Genomic DNA, 18,904 nt, shown 5'->3' with positions numbered 1-18,904 from the left:
GGGCGACCGACGGCGAGATGCCGAGCCTCTCCGCGGCGTCGGTCGGGGACGGCGCCGGAGTCTCCAGCGGCTCGCCTCGCCCAGCGCTGCGGGGGAGGTCAGTCCCGCTGAGGCCTGGGTCCACGGCGCGCGCCCGTGGCTGGCTCGCAGCGAGTGCCGTGAGGTCCTGGCCAGCAGGTAGGTCGCGTCGTCGGGTGTCGGTGGCTCGTGATGGGATGCGGTCTGTGGAACTCAGACCGCCTGTCGCTGCCGGAGCCCTCGACGTGCTCGACGCCGTCGACGGGTCTGCTGGGCGACCCGCCTCGCGGTCTCGCGCACCGCGGCTCGACGAGTCGCAAACGCACGCTCTCGGTGCGGTCTTCGAGCAGCCCGTGAGCCTCGTCCTCGGCGCCCCGGGGTCGGGGAAGACGACTCTCGCGCTCGAGGTCGCAGCCTCAGCCGTCGAGCAGCACGGCACCTCACCCGACAAGATCCTCGTGCTCGGGGCGACCCGCCGCGGCGCGGGGCACCTTCGTGACACCCTCGCTGCGCGCCTCGGGCTCACCGTCCGCGGCGCTGTCGTGCGGACGGCCCCGTCGGCGGCCTTCACGATCCTCACCGCTCGCGCGCAGGCTCTCGGGGAGCCCGCCCCGACGCTGGTCACAGGGCCTGAGCAGGACCTCGTCCTCGCCGAGCTGCTCGCCGGGCACGCTGCGGGAGAGGGCACCGACGTCGGATGGCCCACGACCTTCCCCGAGGAGACTCTCGAGCTGCGTGGCTTCCGCGAAGAGCTCCGCGACCTCCTCATGCGCTCGGCCGAGCGTGGCCTCGGGCCCGCCGACCTCGTGACGCTCGGCCACCGGCACGAGCGCCCCGAGTGGGCTGCTGCGGGGCGCCTCTACGACGAATACCTCTCGGTGATGGCACTGCGTCAGCTGACGCCCGACTCGGGGGAGCGCTACGACCCGGCCGGGATCGTCGACGAGGCCGCGCGCACCCTCGAGACCTGGCAGGACGACGACAGGCCGCGCTGGGACCTCGTCGTGGTCGACGACTACCAGGAGGCCACCGCGGCTACGGCGCGTCTGTGCCACGTCCTGGCCGGCGACGGAGCCCGCCTCGTGCTGCTCGCGGACCCCGACACCTCCGCGCAGGCCTTCCGCGGTGCGACCCCGGCGCTCGTCGGCCGGGCGCCGGCGGGCTCGCCGCCGTCGAGCCGGTCGCTCGACCAGGCGCCAGGGGCCGTCGGTGAGCTCGGCGCCCAGGTGCTGGCCCTCGGGACGGTCTGGCGGCACGGCGCGCGGCTGCGCGAGGCCGTGCGGTCTGTCACGCAGGAGATCGGGTCGGTCGGGGCGGTCGAGCACCGACGGGCTCCGGCGCGGTCCGTCGTTCTCGGGCTGTCCCGTGAGGACGAGGCCGGGTCCGAGCACGACGTCGATCTCCGTGAGGACGACGACGGCACCGTCGAGACCGCTGTGCTCCCGAGCCCTGCGCTCGAAGAGGCGCACGTCGCCAAGATCCTGCGCGCCGAGCACCTGGTCGCCGGGACCGCCTGGTCGCAGATGGCAGTGGTGGCCCGCTCCGGGTCCGAGCTCGTGCGCCTGCGCCGTGCCCTCGGCGGGGCCGGTGTTCCCGTCGCGGTCGTCGGCACCGACGTCGCGCTGCGTGACGAACCTGCGGTCCGGCCGCTGCTGCGCGCCCTGCGGGCTGCCGCGACGGGAGAGCTCGAGCCGGAGGTCGCCGTCGAGCTCCTCACGTCTCCGCTCGGCGGGATCGATGCCGTGGGTCTGCGCCGGCTGCGACGCGCCCTGCGTGCCGAAGAGCTCGAGGGTGGTGGCGGGCGCACCTCCGACGCGCTGCTGGTCGAGGCCCTCGGAGACCCCGCCCGCGTCGTCACGCTGCCCTCCGACGTGGTCCGCGGTCCGCGCCGTGTCGCACAGATGCTCGCCGCAGGGCGCACTGCGCTCGACGCCCCGGGTGCGAACGCGCAGACCGTCCTGTGGGCGCTGTGGGACGCCGCAGGTGTCGCCGAGACCTGGCGGTCGATCGCCGTCAACGGTGGACCAGGAGCGGCCCGTGCCGACCGTGACCTCGACTCCGTGATGGCCGTGTTCCGCGCCGCGGAGACCTTCGTCGAGCGTGTCCCGCAGGCGACAGCCCTCGCCTTCGTCGACCACGTCGAGTCCCAAGACCTCCCCGCCGACAACCTGGCGGCCCGTGCGGCGGCGTCGGACACTGTCCAGCTGCTCACACCGGCAGGTGCCGCCGGGGGCGAGTGGGAGGTCGTGGTCGTCGCCGGTGTGCAGGACGGCACCTGGCCCGACCTCCGCCTGCGTGACTCGATGCTCGGCTCGCAGGCCCTCGTCGACATCCTCTCCGGGCGGTCCCAGGACGCCTCTGGCACAGGGCGTGACGCGCGGCGGGCTGTCCTCGCCGACGAGCTCCGCGCTTTCGCCGTGGCTGTCTCCCGGCCGACCCGCCGCCTCGTCGTCACCGCCGTCCGCGACGTCGACTCCGAGCCGTCGGTCTTCGTCGACCTCGTCTCGCCGGACGCGGACGGCAGCGACAGCGAACCGCCGGACGTCTTCGCCGCCCCGCTCGACCTGCGCGGAGTCGTCGCGACGCTGCGCTCCGAGCTCGCGGCTGCCCTGACCGAGGGGACCGACGCCGGTGCGGCGCGGGCTCGGTCTGTCGCTGGTCTGCTCGCCCGGCTCACGGTGTCGGGAGTCGCCGAGGCAGACCCGACCAGCTGGTACGGCTCGGCCGAGCTCTCCAGCTCGGCCGCCCTGCGTGCACCCGACGAGAACGTCCCCGTCTCGCCGTCGAAGGTCGAGCAGGTGCACCGCTGCGCACTCCGCTGGGCGCTCGAGAGCGCGGGCGGGACAGCCGGCAGCGCTCTCTCGCAGTCTGTCGGCAACCTGGTCCACGACATCGCCCGCGAGCTCCCTGCCGCAGGGCACGCCGAGCTCGCCGCCGAGCTCGACCGCCGGTGGCACGAGCTCGGCATGCCCGACGGCTGGCCCGCCACGCAGACGCGCCGCCGGGCCGACGCGATGATCCGGCGGCTGGCCGAGTACTACACCGAGATCTCCGGCCCTGTGCTCGTCGAAGAGTCTTTCGAGGTGCAGGTCGGGCGCGCCGTGCTGCGTGGCTCGGTCGACAGGCTCGAGCGCAGCGGTGACGACGGCGTGAGGGTCACCGACCTCAAGACAGGCCGGGGCATCCCGAGCGTCGCCGAGGCGTCGACCAACGCACAGCTCGGTGCGTACCAGCTCGCCGTCGAGTCCGGAGCCTTCCCCGAGCTCGGCCCGGACGTGCACAGCGTCGGTGCTCAGCTCGTGTTCGTGGGGGAGGGCGTGCGAGCCACCCGACGCACGCAAGAAGCCCTCGGGGAGGCCGAAGGCAGCTGGGCGCAGACCTTGGTGACCGAGGCCGCCGAGACGATGGCCGGCGCGAGGTTCAGGGCCGTCGAGAACTCCCTGTGCCCCACCTGCAGCGTGCGACGCGCCTGCCCCGTCCAGTCCGAAGGGCGGCACGTCGTCGACCTCGGCATACCGGCCGTCCTCCCGGAGGAGCAGAGATGACCGTCCCCACAGGCGACCGCCCGAACGTGAGCGCGGGCGACCGCCCGAGCCTGAACGCGGGCGACCGCCTGGACCGCAGCGCGGGCCACCGCCCGACACTCAGCGCCGCTGACATCGCCGACCTGCTCGGGCAGCACCGACCCACCGAGGAGCAGGCCGCTGTCATCGAGGCGCCCATGGCACCGATGCTCGTCGTCGCCGGGGCAGGCTCGGGGAAGACCGAGACGATGTCGGCCCGAGTCGTGTGGCTCATCGCCAACGGCTTCGTCGAGCCGCAGGAGGTCCTCGGACTGACCTTCACGCGCAAGGCTGCCGGCGAGCTCTCCGACAGGGTGGGACGCCGGCTGCGCCAGCTCCGACGCAGCCGCGCCGGGTCGGGAGGGTCTGCCCTCGACGCGCTCGACCGCCCCACCATCTCGACCTACAACTCCTACGCCGCCTCGCTCGTCAAGGACCACGGTCTGCGGATCGGCCGCGAGCCCGGAGCCCGTCTGCTCTCCGAGGCGTCGAGCTGGCAGGTCGCGAGCGACGTCGTCGAGAGCTGGCACGGCGACCTCGGGACCGACGCCGCGGTGTCGACCGTCGTCTCGGCCGTCCTCGACCTGTCGAACGCACTGAGCGAGCACCTGCTCACCGTCACCGAGGCCCGGGACCAGATCGAGACGCTCGTCGACCAGATCGTCACGACGCCCTTCGGCGGCAAGCGCCGCTCGCTGCACGCCGACCTCGGCAAGCTCGCGCGGTCCCTCGGCGAGAGGCACGCGCTCCTCGAGGTCGTCGACGCCTTCCAGCGGCGCAAGCGCACGATGGACGCCGTGGACTTCGGCGACCAGGTGTCCCTCGCCGCGCAGCTCGCCCTCGAGGTCGACGCCGTCGCGGCGGGGGAGCGCGCCCGCTACTCCGTGGTGCTGCTCGACGAGTACCAGGACACCTCGTACGCTCAGATCCGCCTGCTGAGCGCACTCTTCGGCGACGGTCACCCCGTCACCGCTGTCGGCGACCCCAACCAGTCGATCTACGGCTGGCGCGGGGCCAGCGCCTCGGGTCCCGCCAGGTTCCCCGGGCAGTTTCGCGACGCCGACGGCCGTCCAGCAGCCGTGCACAGGCTGAGCACCTCGTGGCGCAACGACCTCGCGATCCTCGACGTCGCCAACACCACGTCGCGCCCGCTCTACCTCGCCGACCCGGACAACTCCCTGCCCTCCCTCGACCCTCGTCCGACAGCGGGCCTGGGCTCGGTCCACGGCGTGTACGCCGCGACGATCGAGGAAGAGGCGTCGGCGATCGCCGAGTTCGTCGCCAAGCGCTGGGCGCCCGGCCAGACGACGGCCGCTGTCCTGTGCCGGGCGCGCAGCCAGTTCCCGGCGATCGAGGCAGCGCTGCGCGGGCGCGGTCTGCCCGTCGAGGTGGTCGGCCTCGGCGGGCTGCTCACCACCCCCGAGGTGGTCGACCTCGTCGCGCTGCTCGAGGTGGTCCACGACCCGTCGCGCGGTGACTCGCTCATGCGTCTGCTCACAGGCCCCAGGCTCAACCTCGGCGCGTCCGACCTGCACGCCCTCGCCAGCCGCTCGGCCGAGCTCGGCCGGCGCACCCGGGCGGACAGGCCTGTCGAGGGAGACATCTCCGACGACAGGTCGATCGTCGACGCCCTCGACGACCTGCCCCCCGAAGGCTGGACCGGACCTGACGGGAGGTCCTTCACCACGGCGGGCTGGACCCGTCTGCGCTCGCTCGCCGCGATGCTGCGCGAGCTCCGGGCCCTCACCTATCTCTCCCTGCCCGAGCTGGTCGACCGTGCCGAGCGTGCCCTCGGGCTCGACATCGAGATGGCCCTGGTCGCCGCGCGCAGCCGGGACGACGCACGAGCCGGCAGACCGACCGCCGACCCGCGCGGGCGGGCCCACCTCGACGCCTTCCGCGACGTCGCGGCGACCTTCTCCGACACCTCCCAGCTCGCGACGCTCGGCGCCTTCCTCGCCTGGCTCGCGACAGCAGAGAAGCGCGAGCGCGGACTCGACCGTCCGGCGGGGACCCCCGACCCCGAGGCCGTCCAGCTCATCACCGTGCACGCGTCCAAGGGCCTCGAGTGGGACGTCGTGGCGGTCCCCGGGCTCGTCGACGGTGCCTTCCCGTCGACCCGTGCGAGCACCGACAAGGGCCCGACCTCCTCAGGGTGGCTGACAGGCCTCGGGGAGCTCCCCTTCCCTCTGCGCGGAGACGCCCAGGACCTGCCCGAGCTGTCCCTCGCCGGCGCCGAGGACTCGGCCGAGCTCAACGCGCGTCTGGTCGACTTCAGAGCGCGCTGCGGCGAGCACGAGGTCGCTGAAGAGCGCCGGCTCGCGTACGTCGCCTTCACCCGTGCGCGCAGCGACCTGCTCCTCACAGGTGCGTGGTGGCGCAGCGCGAGCAAGCCGGCGACCCCGTCGATCTTCCTCGCCGAGCTCCACGAGGCCGGGGTGCTCGCCGAGTTCACGGTCGCCGAGCAGCCCGACCCGTCGGCGACCAACCCCCGTGAAGAGCTGACCAACGAAGCAGTCTGGCCCCCGCGCGAGGCCGACGAGGCACGTCACGGCGACCTGGCCCAGAGCCCGCTCGCCGGGCAGGGCGCGCCGTCTGGCGCTGCCGGACCCGAGACGGACCCGCTCGAGGTGCTCAGGGACGCCCGCGACCACGTGCTCGACGCCCTCGTCGACGTCACCCACGAGCCTGCCCCCGCGAGCGTCGAGCCCGTGATCGGCCGGGACGGCGCCGACCTCACCGAGCTGAGCGAGATCCTGCTCGCCGAACGGATGACCCGGCGCAGCGCGGCGACAGCCATGGACTTCCCCGCGCACGTCTCCGCGTCGGGACTCGTCGAGATCGCCAAGGACCGCGGGGCCTACGCTCTCGCCCTGCGCCGCCCCGTCCCGCGGCAGCCCTCGGTGCACTCCCGCCGAGGGACGGCCTTCCACCTGTGGGTCGAGCGCCGCTACGGCGCCACCTCGCTCTTCGACCTCGACGACATGCCCGGGGCCGACGACGACCTGGTCGACGAGGACACCGCCCTGGCCGACCTCCAACGGACCTTCGAGGCGTCCGAGTGGGCAGAGCTGACCCCGCTCGCCGTCGAGGTGGGGATCGACACCATGATCGCTGGGGTCATCACCCGCACGCGGATCGACGCGGTGTTCGTCGATCCCGCGAGGCCCGGGGTGGACGGCCGAGCGCCGGGTGTGGTCGTCGTCGACTGGAAGACCGGTCGTGTGCCGCGCGACCCCGAGGCTGCTCGCGCGCGGGAGGTCCAGCTCGCCGTCTACAGGCTCGCCTGGTCGCAGTGGTCAGGCACTCCGCTCGAGGAGGTCTCGGCAGCGTTCTACTACGTCGCCGACGACACGACGGTCCGCCCAGGACGCCTCGCCGGGCTCGCCGAGCTCGAGGCCCTCGTCCGAGGGGACGGTCAGCGCCCGGACGTCGAGCCGTCGTCGGGGTCCCCGCGTGGGTGATCGGGCTTCGCGGTCGCGACAGCCTCGGTCGGCGGGGGCGGCACGGCGCCAGGGTCTGAGGTCTTCATCCCGTCAGCGCGCGGTGTCTCGTCAGTGCTCGGTGTCTCACCTGTACGCGGCGTCTCACCGGTTCGCCGTGTCTCACCGGTTCGCCGTGTCTCACCGGTGTGCGGTGTCCCGCTCGTGCGCGGTCCGGACGGAGCAGCGACAGCGTCGGATCCGACCACCCGCACGGGGGCTGTGAACGCTGCTGTCGCGACGTCCTGGAGCGGGCGCGGCTCGACCTTGCCGTAGTCGGGCAGCCGGATCTCGTCGTCACCGGAGGTGTCGTCCCCGGCCGCGTCAGCCTGCGAGGCGGAGCCCGACGAGGGTGCAGCAGCTGTCGACGGCGAGGCACCTGACGACGACGTCGATCCGGCCGACGGTGCGTGACCTGCTCCAGCGCTCGCCCCAGACCCCGTCCCGGCCGGAGATTCCCCACCCGCGTCCCGCGCCACAGGCGTCGACCCTGTCGAGCGCGAGGCCCTGGCCCGGTCGATCGCCTCGTCCTGCGCCTGAGCATGGACCGACGACGCCCGAGACGTGGCCCCAGAGGCCGGGCTGCTGGCACCCGCCGAGCTCTGACCGCTCGCGACCGAGAAGGCTCCGACCTCGGTCGAGGCGCGCTCGAGGTCGGCGAGCATGCCGACGGCGTCTTCGACGATCTCGTCGTCCTTGGTCCGCACCCCGTGCAGCAACCAGCGGGCGAGGGCGAGCTCGGAGGCGAGCAGCGCCCTGTCGACGAGGTGCGCGTCGGTCAGCTCGGTCCGGCGCAGCTGGTAGGCCTCGAGGATCGAGTCGACAGCGTCGTGGGGCGCCGTGACGAGCAGCCACGCGAGGTCGTCGGCAGGGTCGCCGACCTGGACCTCGGCGAAGTCGCTGATGGCGCTCACCTGCCCCGACCGCACGAGGAAGGTCTCGGCCGAGAGCGCCGTGTGCGTGATCGTGGGGCTGAACCGCCACATGGCGACGTCTTCGAGCGCGCGCTCCCAGCGACGCAGCAGGCCGACAGGCACCCGCCCGGTCGACGCTGCGGCGTCGACCTCGGAGAGCCGACGCTCGCGGTACTCCTGGGCGGAGTACACGGGCAGCCCGGCCCGCTCGACGATGGACACGGGGAGCTCGTGCAGCGCGCCGACCGAGCGGCCCAGGCTCGCGCTCAGACCAGGTCCGGGGACGATCCGCTCGACCCGCAGCGGGTGTCCCGGCAGGTCGGGGTAGACGACAGCCCGTCCGCCCTCGGGGAGCGGGGCGAACCCGGCCGCGCGCGGGACCTCGAAAGGAAGACGACCGTCGTCGACGTAGCCCTCGAGGGCGGCGAGGAAGGCGACCTCGGCCTCGAGCGCGGCGCCGGCCGCGAGCGTCGCGGGCGCGCGGACGACCCAGCGGCGCTGCTCGGAGTCGATCGCGGTCGCGGCGTCGAAGCCGTCGGGCGCGGAGCACGGCTGGACAGCGTGCACGTCGAGTCCGGGCACGGCCAGGGTGGAGAGGGCTGCGAGAGCGAGCGGTGAACGTGGCACCTCCCCACGGTAGACGCAAAGGGTGTCCCTCGGCCCGGAGGCACCCCGCACCGGCGGGGTGCGGGGTGGTCGAGCACATGCCCGCAGCCCGGGCCGCCCGGGCTGCGGGATCGTCGTACGGTGGAGGCATGGGACATGTCGACTGGGACCAGCTACCGCTCTCACGAGCCACCACAGCCCGCCGCGCCGAGCGCCGCACCGAGCCCGAGATCGTCAGGGCGGTGCTCGCCGAGCCGGGGACTCTCGTGGTGCTCGTGCACCGCAAGCGGCTCGCCGTCGTGCCCGGTGAGGGCCCCGAGCGCCTGCTCGCGCTCGTCCCGGCCGCTGAGGTCGCCGACGTCGCCGACGCTGCGGCGCACTCACCCGAGACGCGTCCCACCTGGCTGTACCTCGGGGCAGACGACGACCGCGCCTACGTCGCGTGCATCCTCCCCGACGCCGCCGGCGCGGACGAGCTCGGCCTCGAAGGAGTCGCCCCGGTGAGCGCGGCCGACGCTGTCGTCGCCCGTCACACGTGGGGGTCTCTGCGTGAGCTCGGTGCCCAGCTCACCACCCGCGACGTCGGGCTCGCGACCGAGGCCGTGGCCCTCGCGGCCTGGCACGCCGCCCACCCGCGCTGCCCGCGCTGCGGAGAGCCGACCGAGCCTGTCGACGGCGGCTGGGTGCGGCGCTGCAGCAACGACGGGTCCGACCACTACCCGCGCACCGACCCTGCGGTGATCATGGCGGTGCTCGACGAGGACGACAGGATGCTGCTAGGTCACGCTGCCCAGTGGCCCGCGAACCGGTTCTCGACCCTCGCCGGCTACGTCGAGCCCGGTGAGCCCCTCGAGGCGGCCGTCCGCCGGGAGGTGCTCGAAGAGGTCGGGATCGTCGTCGGAGGCGTCGAGTACCGCGGCAGCCAGCCCTGGCCCTTCCCTGCCTCGCTCATGCTCGGCTTCGTCGCCCACGCCCAGACGCGCGACATCCAGGTGGACGGTGTCGAGGTGACCGACGCCCGCTGGTTCACGCGGACGGAGATGCTCCGGGCCGTCGAGTCAGGTGATCTCGGCCTCCCGAGCCGGGCCTCGATCGCCCGCGCCCTCATCGAGGACTGGTACGGCGGCGAGCTCCCGGGAGCCTGAGCGCCACGCTCGGTCTCGTCTGACCAGGAGGGGCGGCGGGCAGGCCACGGTCTGCAGACGACAAGAGACCGTCGGGCTGCGGCCCAGACGGTCTCTTGTGTGCTGCGTGCGTCTCACGGCTCGGTGAGCCGCCGCGGCGTGCGTCGCTGCGTCAGGCCGCGAGGCGCGCCTTGACGTCGGCGAGCGACGGGTTGGTCGCCGACGACCCGTCCGGGAACACGAGCGTCGGGACGGTCTGGTTGCCGCCGTTGACCTGCTCGACGTACTCGGCGGTCCCGGGCACCTCTTCGATGTTGACCTCGGTGTAGCCGATCCCGGCCGAGTCCATCTGCGTCTTCAGGCGGCGGCAGTAGCCGCACCAGGACGTCGTGTACATCACGACCTCGCCGGCAGGGGGGAGCGTGGGGGAGGTGGCGGTGGTCTCGCTCATGGCGGGAGACTCTCCTCTCGAGAGATGTGCGGCATGCTGCCCGGCGGGCGGCGCCTCGTCGTGGACAACCGTGAGGTCGACCACCAGTATTCCCTGCGGCCGGACGCACAGCAGACCGGCTCTGGTCCGGACCTCCCAGACCCGTCTCTGCGGGCTGGACGGCGACGGCCGTGTGCCGTCCGTCTCCCGTCCCGCGTCCCGACGTGTGCCGTCCGTCTCCCGTCCCGCGTCCCGACGTGTGCCGTCCGTCTCCCGTCCCGCGTCCAGACGTGTCGGTGCGGGCTGGGAAGATGGAGTCCTCATGCCTGCACCGACGTCTTCCTCCCAGCCTTCCCTGCCGTCACAGCCGACCGGTGCGCTCGTCTCGAGCGTCCCGCGGACTCCCGAGGCGATCCTCGAGGCCCTCGACCCGGACCAGCGAGCCGTCGCCGAGGCGCTGACCGGCCCGGTCTGCGTCCTCGCCGGCGCGGGGACCGGCAAGACGCGCGCCATCACGCACCGGATCGCCTACGGCGTCCGGACAGGCATGTACAAGCCGACGACGGTCCTCGCCGTGACCTTCACAGCACGCGCTGCCGGCGAGATGCGGACCCGGCTGCGCGACCTCGGCGTGAGCGGGGTCCAGGCCCGGACCTTCCACGCCGCCGCGCTGCGCCAGCTGAGCTTCTTCTGGCCGCAGGTCGTCGGCGGCCCGCCGCCGCGCATCCTCGAGCACAAGGCCCCCGCAGTCGGCGAGGCCGCCCGCAGGCTCAGCCTCAGCGTCGACCGCGTCGCCGTCCGCGACCTGTCCTCCGAGGTGGAGTGGGCCAAGGTCTCGCTCGTCACGGCCGAAGACTACGAGCGCGCCTGCGTCGCGAAGGGGCGGCCGGCTCCCGCCGGCTTCGACCACCGCACAGTCGCCCGCCTCATCACCGCCTACGAAGAGGTCAAGACGGAGCGGTCGGTCATCGACTTCGAAGACGTCCTGCTCATGCTGGGGGACATGCTCGCCTCGAACCACACCATCGCCGAGACGGTCCGCAGCCAGTACAGGCACTTCGTGGTCGACGAGTACCAGGACGTCTCCCCGCTCCAGCAGTTCGTCCTCGACCAGTGGCTCGGCGGGCGCGAAGAGCTCTGCGTCGTCGGCGACCCGAGCCAGACCATCTACTCCTTCACGGGTGCGACGCCCCACCACCTGCTGAGCTTCAAGAAGACCCACCCCGACGCCCAGGTCGTCCGGCTGGTCCGCGACTACAGGTCCACGCCCCAGGTCGTCGGCCTCGCGAACAAGCTGCTCGCGACCAAGGGTGTGCGCCGGTCCGGCAACCACCCGGCGCTCGAGCTCGTCGCGCAGCGCCCCTCGGGCCCGCCTGTCGCGTACACGACCTACGACGACGACGAGGCCGAGGCCAAGGGCATCGCGACCAAGGTGGGACGGCTCATCGCCGCCGGGACCGCGCCGTCGGAGATCGCCGTCCTGTACCGCACCAACGCCCAGTCCGAAGGCTTCGAGGCCGCGCTCGCCGACGCCGGGATCGCCTACCTGGTCAGGGGAGGGGAGAGGTTCTTCGTCCGCCGCGAGGTGCGCGACGCGATCGTCCTGCTCCGCGGGGCGGCACGCTCGGCCGAGCCCGACATCCCGATGCCGACCACGGTCCGGGACGTCCTCACCTCGGCGGGCTGGTCGGCCGTGCCGCCCGCGACCCGTGGCGCCGCCCGTGAGCGGTGGGAGTCCATGCAGGCCCTCGTGGGGCTCGCTGACGACCTCTGGGACAAGCGTCGGGCCTCGCTGCCCGACCTCATCCAGGACCTCGAGGAGCGTGCGTCTGCCCAGCACGCACCGACTGTCGAGGGCGTCACCCTCGCCTCGCTGCACGCGGCCAAGGGACTCGAGTGGGACGCGGTGTTCCTCGCCGGGATGAGCGAGGGGCTCATGCCCATCTCGCTCGCGGAGACCGACGAGGCCGTCGCCGAGGAGCGGCGCCTGCTCTACGTCGGCATCACCCGTGCCAGGGAGCACCTCGACCTCTCCTTCGCCCGGGCGCGCAACCCCGGAGGACGCGCCGGACGGCGTCGCACACGGTTCCTCGACGGGCTGTGGCCGAGCGACAACCCGGCAGCCGGGATCCGGCGTGCGCCCCGCGACGTCGGCGGCCGGACCGCGGTCGTCGTCACGGGGGAGTACGACGCCGAGCTCTACGAGGCGCTCAAGGACTGGCGGACCGCCCGCGCCGAGGCGATCGACAGGCCGAAGTTCGTCGTGTTCTCGGACTCGATCCTGCGCGCCATGGCCGAGCTCGCACCCACCACGAACGCTGACCTGGTGCGGATCGACGGGGTCGGCCCGGGCAAGGTCGAGACCTACGGGGCAGAGGTCCTCGGGGTGGTCCGAGCACATGTCGAAAAGAAACTCGGTAATTAACTTGCAGGTCGAGAACCGCCAGCCCTAAGGTTCAAGAGTCCGAAGAAGGAGCGGCGACGACCGAGAGGTCTGAGCCCGAGACGAGAGGAGGTGGGTGCTAGATGGAGATCAACATCATGACCGCAACGGTCATCGGAAGCCGCGACGCAGCGAGCTACCCAGCGAAGGTCGGCTCAGCCGCGACCGCTGTCTCCACTCGTCGTCGGTTCGCCGGCATCGACCGCACCCACGTCTCCGCACCCAGGGCACACACCGTCTGACGACTGTTCAGACGTGCCGTCCAGGCCGCGGAGTCCTCAGGGATCCGCGGCCTTCTTCGTACCACCAGCCTGTCTCCGTGCCTGCGGGGGTCGGCTCGTCGTACTCAGGCTCCGCGCATCCCTCACAGCCAGACCATGTGAGAAAACGGGATACAAGGAGGACACCGTGCGGCCTACAACGCTGCTCGACACGATGTCACAGGGCGGATCCGGGGCTTGGGCTCGACCCAGCACCACCCAGGAGCCGACGCACGACCAGGCGACCGTCCGCACAGACGCTCGACCTGCAGCAACACTCACCCAGCTCGAGGGCCGGGAGTTCGACGAGCTCGTCGCGGGCCTCGTGCCCTGCCGCAACAACGACCCCGAGCTCTGGTTCGCCGAGCAGTCGGCCCAGGTCGAGCAGGCCAAGGCCCTCTGCAAGGAGTGCCCGCTCGCGGCAGCCTGCCTCACCGGTGCGGTCGACCGTGCCGAGCCGTGGGGCGTGTGGGGTGGAGAGGTCTTCGTCGACGGCGTCGTCGTCGCGAAGAAGAGGGGGCGGGGTCGCCCCCGCAAGTCCGAGGTGGCATGACATGACGTCAGCCCCTCGTCAGCACCCGGGTGCCACGACACCCGTCTCGGTGCACCCGCAGCGCGGGTGCACCGACCAGCCCCGCAGCCGGGGCATGGCATCGAGCGTCTCGACGTCGATGCTCGCCCCGGCTGTCGCGGGCCGCCGCCCGTCGAGGTAGGCCACCACCTCCGCCGCGACGAGCGCACCCGCCGTCGCCGCGACCGCAGACGACTGCGGCGGCCGTCCGCCAGGCGCGGCACCGAGCGCCGCCGGCGCCTTCGGCCCTGCAGCATGCAGAGGATCGTCCTCCGCGAGATCGCCCAGGGATTCGACCTGGAGCTCGACACAGCGCACGCACGCCGTCTGACCAGGCAGCACAAAGGGCCCCACCACGGCTCCCCACGCCGTCACCGTCACGACCAGGTGCGGGACTCCCTCAGCCACGAGCCGTGCCGTCCGCAGCACCCCGACTCCCTCCTCGACGACGAGGACGACGACGTCAGGGGAGTCGTGCTCTCCGTCGCCGACCTGCGTCCCGCGCCGGGCCAGGACGACCACGTCGCGCAGAGCGTCGTCCCAGCGCCGGCCGACGTGGTGCTCGCGCAGGCCTCCCACGCCGACGTCGGACGGCCGGACCTCCCGCGGGTCGACCAGCAGCAGCGTGCCGATGCCGCTCGCCGTCAGGACGTCGACAGCGACGGCTCCGAGACGACCTGTCCCGACGACTGCCACGACCCGCCGGGCTCGGGCAGCCACGAGAGCCCCTCCTGTGGTCCCCTGGGACCGTGATCGCGCGTCGACCGCGGCGGCGTCGTCGAGCAGCGCCGACCGGACCTGGCCGGGATCGGTCGCGGCTGTCTGCGAGGCAGCACCCACCCCTCGGCTGTGCCTGCCCGGGGTGGAGGTCCTCCGCACTGTGATCTCCGTCCTGGGGGTGCTGTCGGCAGGGGCGTGCACCTGGACGACGGCTGCCAGACCTGTCGCGGAGGTCCATCCTCCCGTGACCGGGGAGCCTGCGGCCGTTCTCCACAGGAGCCGTCTCGATCACCCGTCGGACGGAGGTGGACCGGGCGAAAGGACGCACCGCCCCGGTGAGATGCTTCGTGATCAGCCGCCGAGACGCTACGGTTCGTCTGTGCCCGACACCGTCGACGGAGTGCCAGTCCCCCAGGTCGAGGTCCGACGCAGCCGTCGACGCAAGAGCACGGTGAGTGCGTACCGCGACGGGGACCGGACGATCGTCTCCATCCCTGCACGGTTCTCGCGCGCCCAGGAGGCAGAGTGGGTCGCGCGGATGGTGGCGCGCCTCGCGGACAAGGAGCAGCGCCGCAGACCCTCCGACGAGGGGCTCGCGACGCGGGCGGCGGTCCTCTCCGAGAAGTACCTCGACGGCCGTGCCCGGCCATCGTCCGTGCGGTGGTCCAGCCGCCAAGGACGACGCTGGGGGTCGTGCACCCTGCCCGACAGGTCGATCCGTATCTCGACGCGGGTGCGCGGGATGCCCTCGTGGGTGCTCGACTACGTGCTGCTCCACGAGCTCGCCCACACGCTGCACGCCGGCCACGGGCCCGAGTTCTGGGCGCTGCTCGACGCCTACCCCCGGACTGAGCGGGCCCGGGGGTTCCTCGAGGGGTTCTCCTTCGCCTGCGACACGGGGGCCGACGAGATGCCGCCCCAGGACGACGAGGACGACGACCCCGCCTGATGCGCGCGGCCTGACGGCTGGGGCAAGCTGCCGCGTTCTGCGGCCTGCCGCTCAGGAGGGCCGTGGCATGCCCGAGCGGTCTATGGTGATCGGCACGCCTGCACCGTCGTCATCGGCTCGGTCGCCAACCACTGATGTAACGTGTGTCACCTTTCTGGTTCGTGAAGTGCCGTCATATCGGAAGCTGGGCGGTGTCTTCAACTTCAGGGACGTCGGAGGCCGCGCGTCGTCTCGAGCGCCGTCCGACGGGCGGGACGAGGAGAGGGAAGCTGTGGAGCAGACACCGATCGACTGGTCGCCTGGCGACGGGGCGGTTGCTCGGTCCTTCGTGCGCGGACGCGAGGACCTCGAGGCACCGCTCGGAGAAGAGCTCGAGCGGCTGAGCGACGAAGAGCTCGCAGGTCGAGCCCGCTCCGGCGACCCCGTGCCGTTCGAGATGCTCTGGCGTCGTCATGCCGATGCCGGTCGAAGGGTCGCCAACCGGTTCACCTCCGCCAGCGACCCTGACGACATCGTCCAGGAGGCCTATCTGCGCATCTTCTCCTCTCTGGGGCGCGGACGAGGTCCAGACGGGCCGTTCAGGCCGTACCTCTACCAGACCATCAGGAACATCGCGATCACCTGGTCGCGCCAGCAGACGTCGAGTCTCGAGCTGCTGGCAGACCGGAGCGACGGCACCGACCTCTCCGAGTCGGTCCTCGAGGGGACGATCACGGCGACGGCGTACCGCTCCCTGCCAGTGCGCTGGCAAGAGGTCCTCTGGTACACCGAGGTCGAAGGCCTCGAACCTGCCGACATCGCACCTCTGCTCGGACTCAGCGCGAGTGCGGTATCCGCCTTGTCCTACAGGGCCCGGGAGGGCTTGCGACGAGCCTGGTTGCAAGCGCACGTGAGCGCGACGGCCCTGCCTGAGGAGTGTCGATGGCCCACCGAGCGGATGGGAGAGGCCAACCGTGATGCGCTGAGCCGCAAGAACAGAGAGCGTTTCGACCTTCACGTCGAGGGGTGCTCTCGGTGCACCCTCGTGCTCGAGGAGGTCGACGAGGCGTCTCGGCGACTGGGCCTGGTCATCGCTCCGCTTCTCGTGGGAGTCCCCTGGGCGACGCTTCAGGGCGGCACCACGACGACGGTGGTTGGGGTGGCGGTCGGGTCGCCGACTCCATCTCCGCACGGGTGGGGCGGCCGGTGGTCTGCGCTCTCGTCGGGCGTGCGGAGCGGCTATCGCGTCTCTACGCGAGCCGTAGCGGTGCTCGTCGTGTTCCTCGTGGCAATCTCAGCAGCCGTCGTGCTGGCCTGGGGGGCGCTCCGCGACACGCATGCGGAAATAATCGGGGGAGCAGGCAAGGCGGCGTCCCCGCCTCCCGAACCTGCGCGTCCTGACGGGCCTTCTGGTCCCGCCCCCCTCGAAGAGTCGTCGTCTGATGTCGAGGCGGGCGCTGTCGACGAGGTCCCGCTGCTGCCCCCTGCTGATCCGATCGACCCACTGCCGCAGACGGCAGAGCCGACAGGACCACCGACGACCTCCCCGAACACGACGCCACCAGAGGGGATGCCGGAGACCGACAGCGAGAGCGAGGGGATGCCTGGCCTGCCTGATGAAGGTGTGTCTCCTCAGCCCAGCGCGCCCGAGGAGCCGAGCACACCGGATGATCCCGACGGACCGCGTGCCCCGACTCTCACCGGCCCGTCCACACTGACGCCGCTGACGACCTTCCCGGCCCTCTCGGGCACAGCTGATCCTGGGGCGTTGGTGGTGATCTCGACGGTCGCTGGCGACGAGCTGTCCACTGCGCGCGCAGACGCCCAGGGAGCCTGGTCCGCTCTCGTGTGCACGGGCGCGACGAGCGATGCACCCGTGTGCTCCTCCGACGGGGAGTCCCTCGCGGTCGTGGCGCGCGTCCTCGACGAGCAGAGCGGTCTGGTCTCAGACGTGTCCAGTGCCCTCACGTGGACCTTCGAGAGGCCCGACGTCATGCTCTCCGACCCCGCAGGAGGGCCACTCGTCAGCGGAGACATCCGTGTCGAGCTCATGGGATCAGCAGGTGAGCTCGTCCAGGTCATCATCGACGGTGTGCCGACAGGTCGCTATCACCTGATGCCGCAGTCGGGTGAGCTCGTGTGGCGTGATGTCGCCCCGGGCGTGCACACGGTGGGCGTGAGGTTCGTGACGGTGGAGGACGAAGGCGCGGAGAAGGTCGTCACCTCATTCGGTCCGGTCCGGACCTCGACAGTCACGGTCGAGTAGGACAGCGACTGGAAGGTCCGGCTCCAGGGACGTGCCCACGCATCGAGTCCGAGGGAGGGACGGGCGGGGAGGCGTCGCCGTCGCGGCGATCTGGGCCGTGATGCCCCGATTCACGACGACCGTCAGAACTGCTCGTCGTTCTCGCGTCATGCTGGCCACTCTGCGGAGTCTCTCTGATGAGAGGGCGTGGCACCCGGCCGCGCCCGGTCGAGATCGGAGGCCTCTGTGGGGCTCAAGTTTCCCCTAGCGGACGTGCTGTCCGTCGTCATAGGGCTAGCGCTCGGCGTCGGGACGGGCCAGCTCAGCGCTCAGGCGGCCGACGGTTCGACGTCGTCCCCGGGTATCGGCTGGCCGTGGATCCTGGCGGCCTGCGGTGCTGTCGTGTTCCTCGCGTGCACGGCTGTCGTCCTGACGAGGCTCGCCTCTCAGAAGGGGCGGCACCGATGATCCCGTGCAAGACATTCGTCGTGCCCACGGTCTGCACGGAGCCCCGAGTCACTGCGCTCAGTGGCAGCGACACCGCTCTTGTCGAGTCCACCCGTGCAGGGAACCCCGACGCGTTCCTCGAGCTCTGGACCCGCCACTTCGAGGCAGTGGTGGGTGTGGCGCGGCGGCTCGTCGCTGACGAGAGCTCGGTCCTGTCCGTGGTCAACGACGCTTTCGCTGTCGTCATGGTCGACATCGCCCAGGACCGCTACGCCCACGACCGGGTGGGTCTGGAGCCGTTCAGGCTCTCTGTGTACAAGGCCGTCGCCGACCTCGTAGGCCACCCTCGTCCCAGCGGTGCGTCAGATGTCCCGCTCCTGCGCGCGCTTCGCAGGCTACCGGCCCGGCTGCAGTCGGTCGTGTGGTACGTCGACGTCGAGGAGATGGACTGGGACGAGGTCGAGCGGCTTGTCGGCGAAGGTCCTGCCGAGGTGCGCACGGCGTACAGGCTGGCCCACACGAACCTGCGCGCGGAATGGGTCATGGCTCTGCTAGAGGACCAGACGATCCCCGACGGGTGCGCGTGGAATCTGCGGCGCACCAGCTCACGGGCTGCCGGGTGGCTCTCGTGGACCGCGACCAGGCGCTACGACCGCCATCTGCGCGGCTGCACGTGGTGCCAAGAGCTCGGCGAAGGGCTCGGAGATCCCGCCGCGGCCCTGGCGTGCCAGGCGTCCCGCATCTTCGACCCGTGTGAACGGGCGGTCGACGGTGCGTCTGTGTCGATCCCGGACCTGGTAGCGATCCAGCACCAGGAGTCCTGGACCTCTGGACGAGGACGACGACGCAAAAACGGCAAAAATGGTACCTACGTGCCACTAGGTAGTAGAGAAGACTAAAAAAACAATCAGACCAAGTATGTCGATCAATATGGTCGACCCCGAGTGGAAACCGCAGAGAAACTCACGTGTCCTCGCTTTACACGCTTCTTCATGTGAAGGTGTAGGCGGTTCGAACTGACTGAAATCCTGGAAGGGAACCCGCATGACTCGCGCAGCCGACAACAAAGACCGCCGCGTCCTTCGCCGCGCCGGCGAATCGCACGACGTCTGACAGCACTCCTCACAGCAACGGCGCTCATGAGTGCGGGTCT

The 18,904-nt window shown here is 71.8% G+C and carries 11 protein-coding genes; 8 read left to right on the top strand and 3 right to left on the bottom strand.

The window, feature by feature from the left end; genetic code table 11:
- The first annotated feature begins 215 nt into the window (after positions 1 to 215).
- Both SANBI_RS13615 and SANBI_RS13610 read left to right on the top strand, forming a co-directional pair.
- A complete protein-coding gene (locus SANBI_RS13615; protein ID WP_408669709.1) occupies positions 216 to 3,563 on the top strand; it encodes an ATP-dependent helicase in 3,348 nt (1,115 codons plus the stop codon).
- Complete coding sequence (locus SANBI_RS13610; RefSeq protein ID WP_319155912.1) at positions 3,560 to 7,045, top strand: ATP-dependent DNA helicase; 3,486 nt, start codon at positions 3,560 to 3,562, stop codon at positions 7,043 to 7,045. Before SANBI_RS13615 ends, SANBI_RS13610 begins: the two co-directional genes overlap by 4 nt.
- On the opposite strand, the gene SANBI_RS13605 is transcribed toward SANBI_RS13610, so the two are convergent.
- Positions 7,000 to 8,604, bottom strand: coding sequence for a phosphotransferase (locus SANBI_RS13605; protein WP_319155910.1), 1,605 nt, complete (start codon positions 8,602 to 8,604; stop codon positions 7,000 to 7,002). The genes SANBI_RS13610 and SANBI_RS13605 overlap by 46 nt on opposite strands.
- 128 nt (positions 8,605 to 8,732) lie before the next feature.
- Between SANBI_RS13605 and nudC the strand changes: the two genes are divergently transcribed.
- Positions 8,733 to 9,728, top strand: a complete 996-nt coding sequence (gene nudC / locus SANBI_RS13600; protein ID WP_319155908.1) for an NAD(+) diphosphatase — start codon at positions 8,733 to 8,735, stop codon at positions 9,726 to 9,728.
- A 151-nt stretch (positions 9,729 to 9,879) separates the two neighbouring features.
- On the opposite strand, the gene SANBI_RS13595 is transcribed toward nudC, so the two are convergent.
- On the bottom strand, positions 9,880 to 10,158 hold the full coding sequence (locus tag SANBI_RS13595; protein WP_056129062.1) for a mycoredoxin: 279 nt from the start codon (positions 10,156 to 10,158) through the stop codon (positions 9,880 to 9,882).
- A gap of 301 nt (positions 10,159 to 10,459) precedes the next feature.
- Here SANBI_RS13595 and SANBI_RS13590 point away from each other — a divergent pair, with 301 nt between their 5' ends.
- Both SANBI_RS13590 and SANBI_RS13585 read left to right on the top strand, forming a co-directional pair.
- A complete protein-coding gene (locus SANBI_RS13590; RefSeq protein ID WP_319155904.1) occupies positions 10,460 to 12,562 on the top strand; it encodes an ATP-dependent DNA helicase UvrD2 in 2,103 nt (700 codons plus the stop codon).
- A gap of 426 nt (positions 12,563 to 12,988) precedes the next feature.
- Entirely contained in the window at positions 12,989 to 13,393 is a 405-nt protein-coding gene (locus SANBI_RS13585; protein WP_319155902.1) for a WhiB family transcriptional regulator, read from the top strand.
- Between the two features lie 18 nt (positions 13,394 to 13,411).
- On the opposite strand, the gene SANBI_RS13580 is transcribed toward SANBI_RS13585, so the two are convergent.
- Positions 13,412 to 14,251, bottom strand: a complete 840-nt coding sequence (locus tag SANBI_RS13580; RefSeq protein ID WP_319155900.1) for a hypothetical protein — start codon at positions 14,249 to 14,251, stop codon at positions 13,412 to 13,414.
- Positions 14,252 to 14,510: 259 nt separating this feature from the next.
- Here SANBI_RS13580 and SANBI_RS13575 point away from each other — a divergent pair, with 259 nt between their 5' ends.
- From SANBI_RS13575 to SANBI_RS13565, 3 genes are all read left to right on the top strand, one after another.
- Complete coding sequence (locus SANBI_RS13575) at positions 14,511 to 15,080, top strand: M48 family metallopeptidase (protein WP_056129072.1); 570 nt, start codon at positions 14,511 to 14,513, stop codon at positions 15,078 to 15,080.
- 271 nt (positions 15,081 to 15,351) lie between these two features.
- Complete coding sequence (locus SANBI_RS13570; protein ID WP_319155898.1) at positions 15,352 to 17,325, top strand: RNA polymerase sigma factor; 1,974 nt, start codon at positions 15,352 to 15,354, stop codon at positions 17,323 to 17,325.
- A gap of 443 nt (positions 17,326 to 17,768) precedes the next feature.
- The gene (locus SANBI_RS13565) at positions 17,769 to 18,650 is read left to right on the top strand and encodes an RNA polymerase sigma factor (RefSeq protein ID WP_319155896.1); all 882 of its coding nucleotides are present in this window, start codon (positions 17,769 to 17,771) and stop codon (positions 18,648 to 18,650) included.
- The last annotated feature ends 254 nt before the right edge of the window (positions 18,651 to 18,904 follow it).

Origin of the sequence: Sanguibacter biliveldensis, assembly GCF_033798665.1 — a bacterium.
In the GTDB taxonomy this organism is placed as follows: Bacteria; Actinomycetota; Actinomycetes; order Actinomycetales; family Cellulomonadaceae; genus Sanguibacter; species Sanguibacter inulinus.
The sequence above is the reverse complement of the archived record's forward strand: the minus strand, read 5'-3'. Positions and strand labels throughout refer to the sequence as shown.

Coding starts and splice junctions, on each gene's coding strand:
- SANBI_RS13615 (WP_408669709.1), top strand. CDS start 216: ATGCGGTCTGTGGAACTCAGACCGCCTGTCGCTGCCGGAGCCCTCGAC.
- SANBI_RS13610 (WP_319155912.1), top strand. CDS start 3,560: ATGACCGTCCCCACAGGCGACCGCCCGAACGTGAGCGCGGGCGACCGC.
- nudC (WP_319155908.1), top strand. CDS start 8,733: ATGGGACATGTCGACTGGGACCAGCTACCGCTCTCACGAGCCACCACA.
- SANBI_RS13595 (WP_056129062.1), bottom strand. CDS start 10,158: ATGAGCGAGACCACCGCCACCTCCCCCACGCTCCCCCCTGCCGGCGAG.
- SANBI_RS13590 (WP_319155904.1), top strand. CDS start 10,460: ATGCCTGCACCGACGTCTTCCTCCCAGCCTTCCCTGCCGTCACAGCCG.
- SANBI_RS13565 (WP_319155896.1), top strand. CDS start 17,769: ATGATCCCGTGCAAGACATTCGTCGTGCCCACGGTCTGCACGGAGCCC.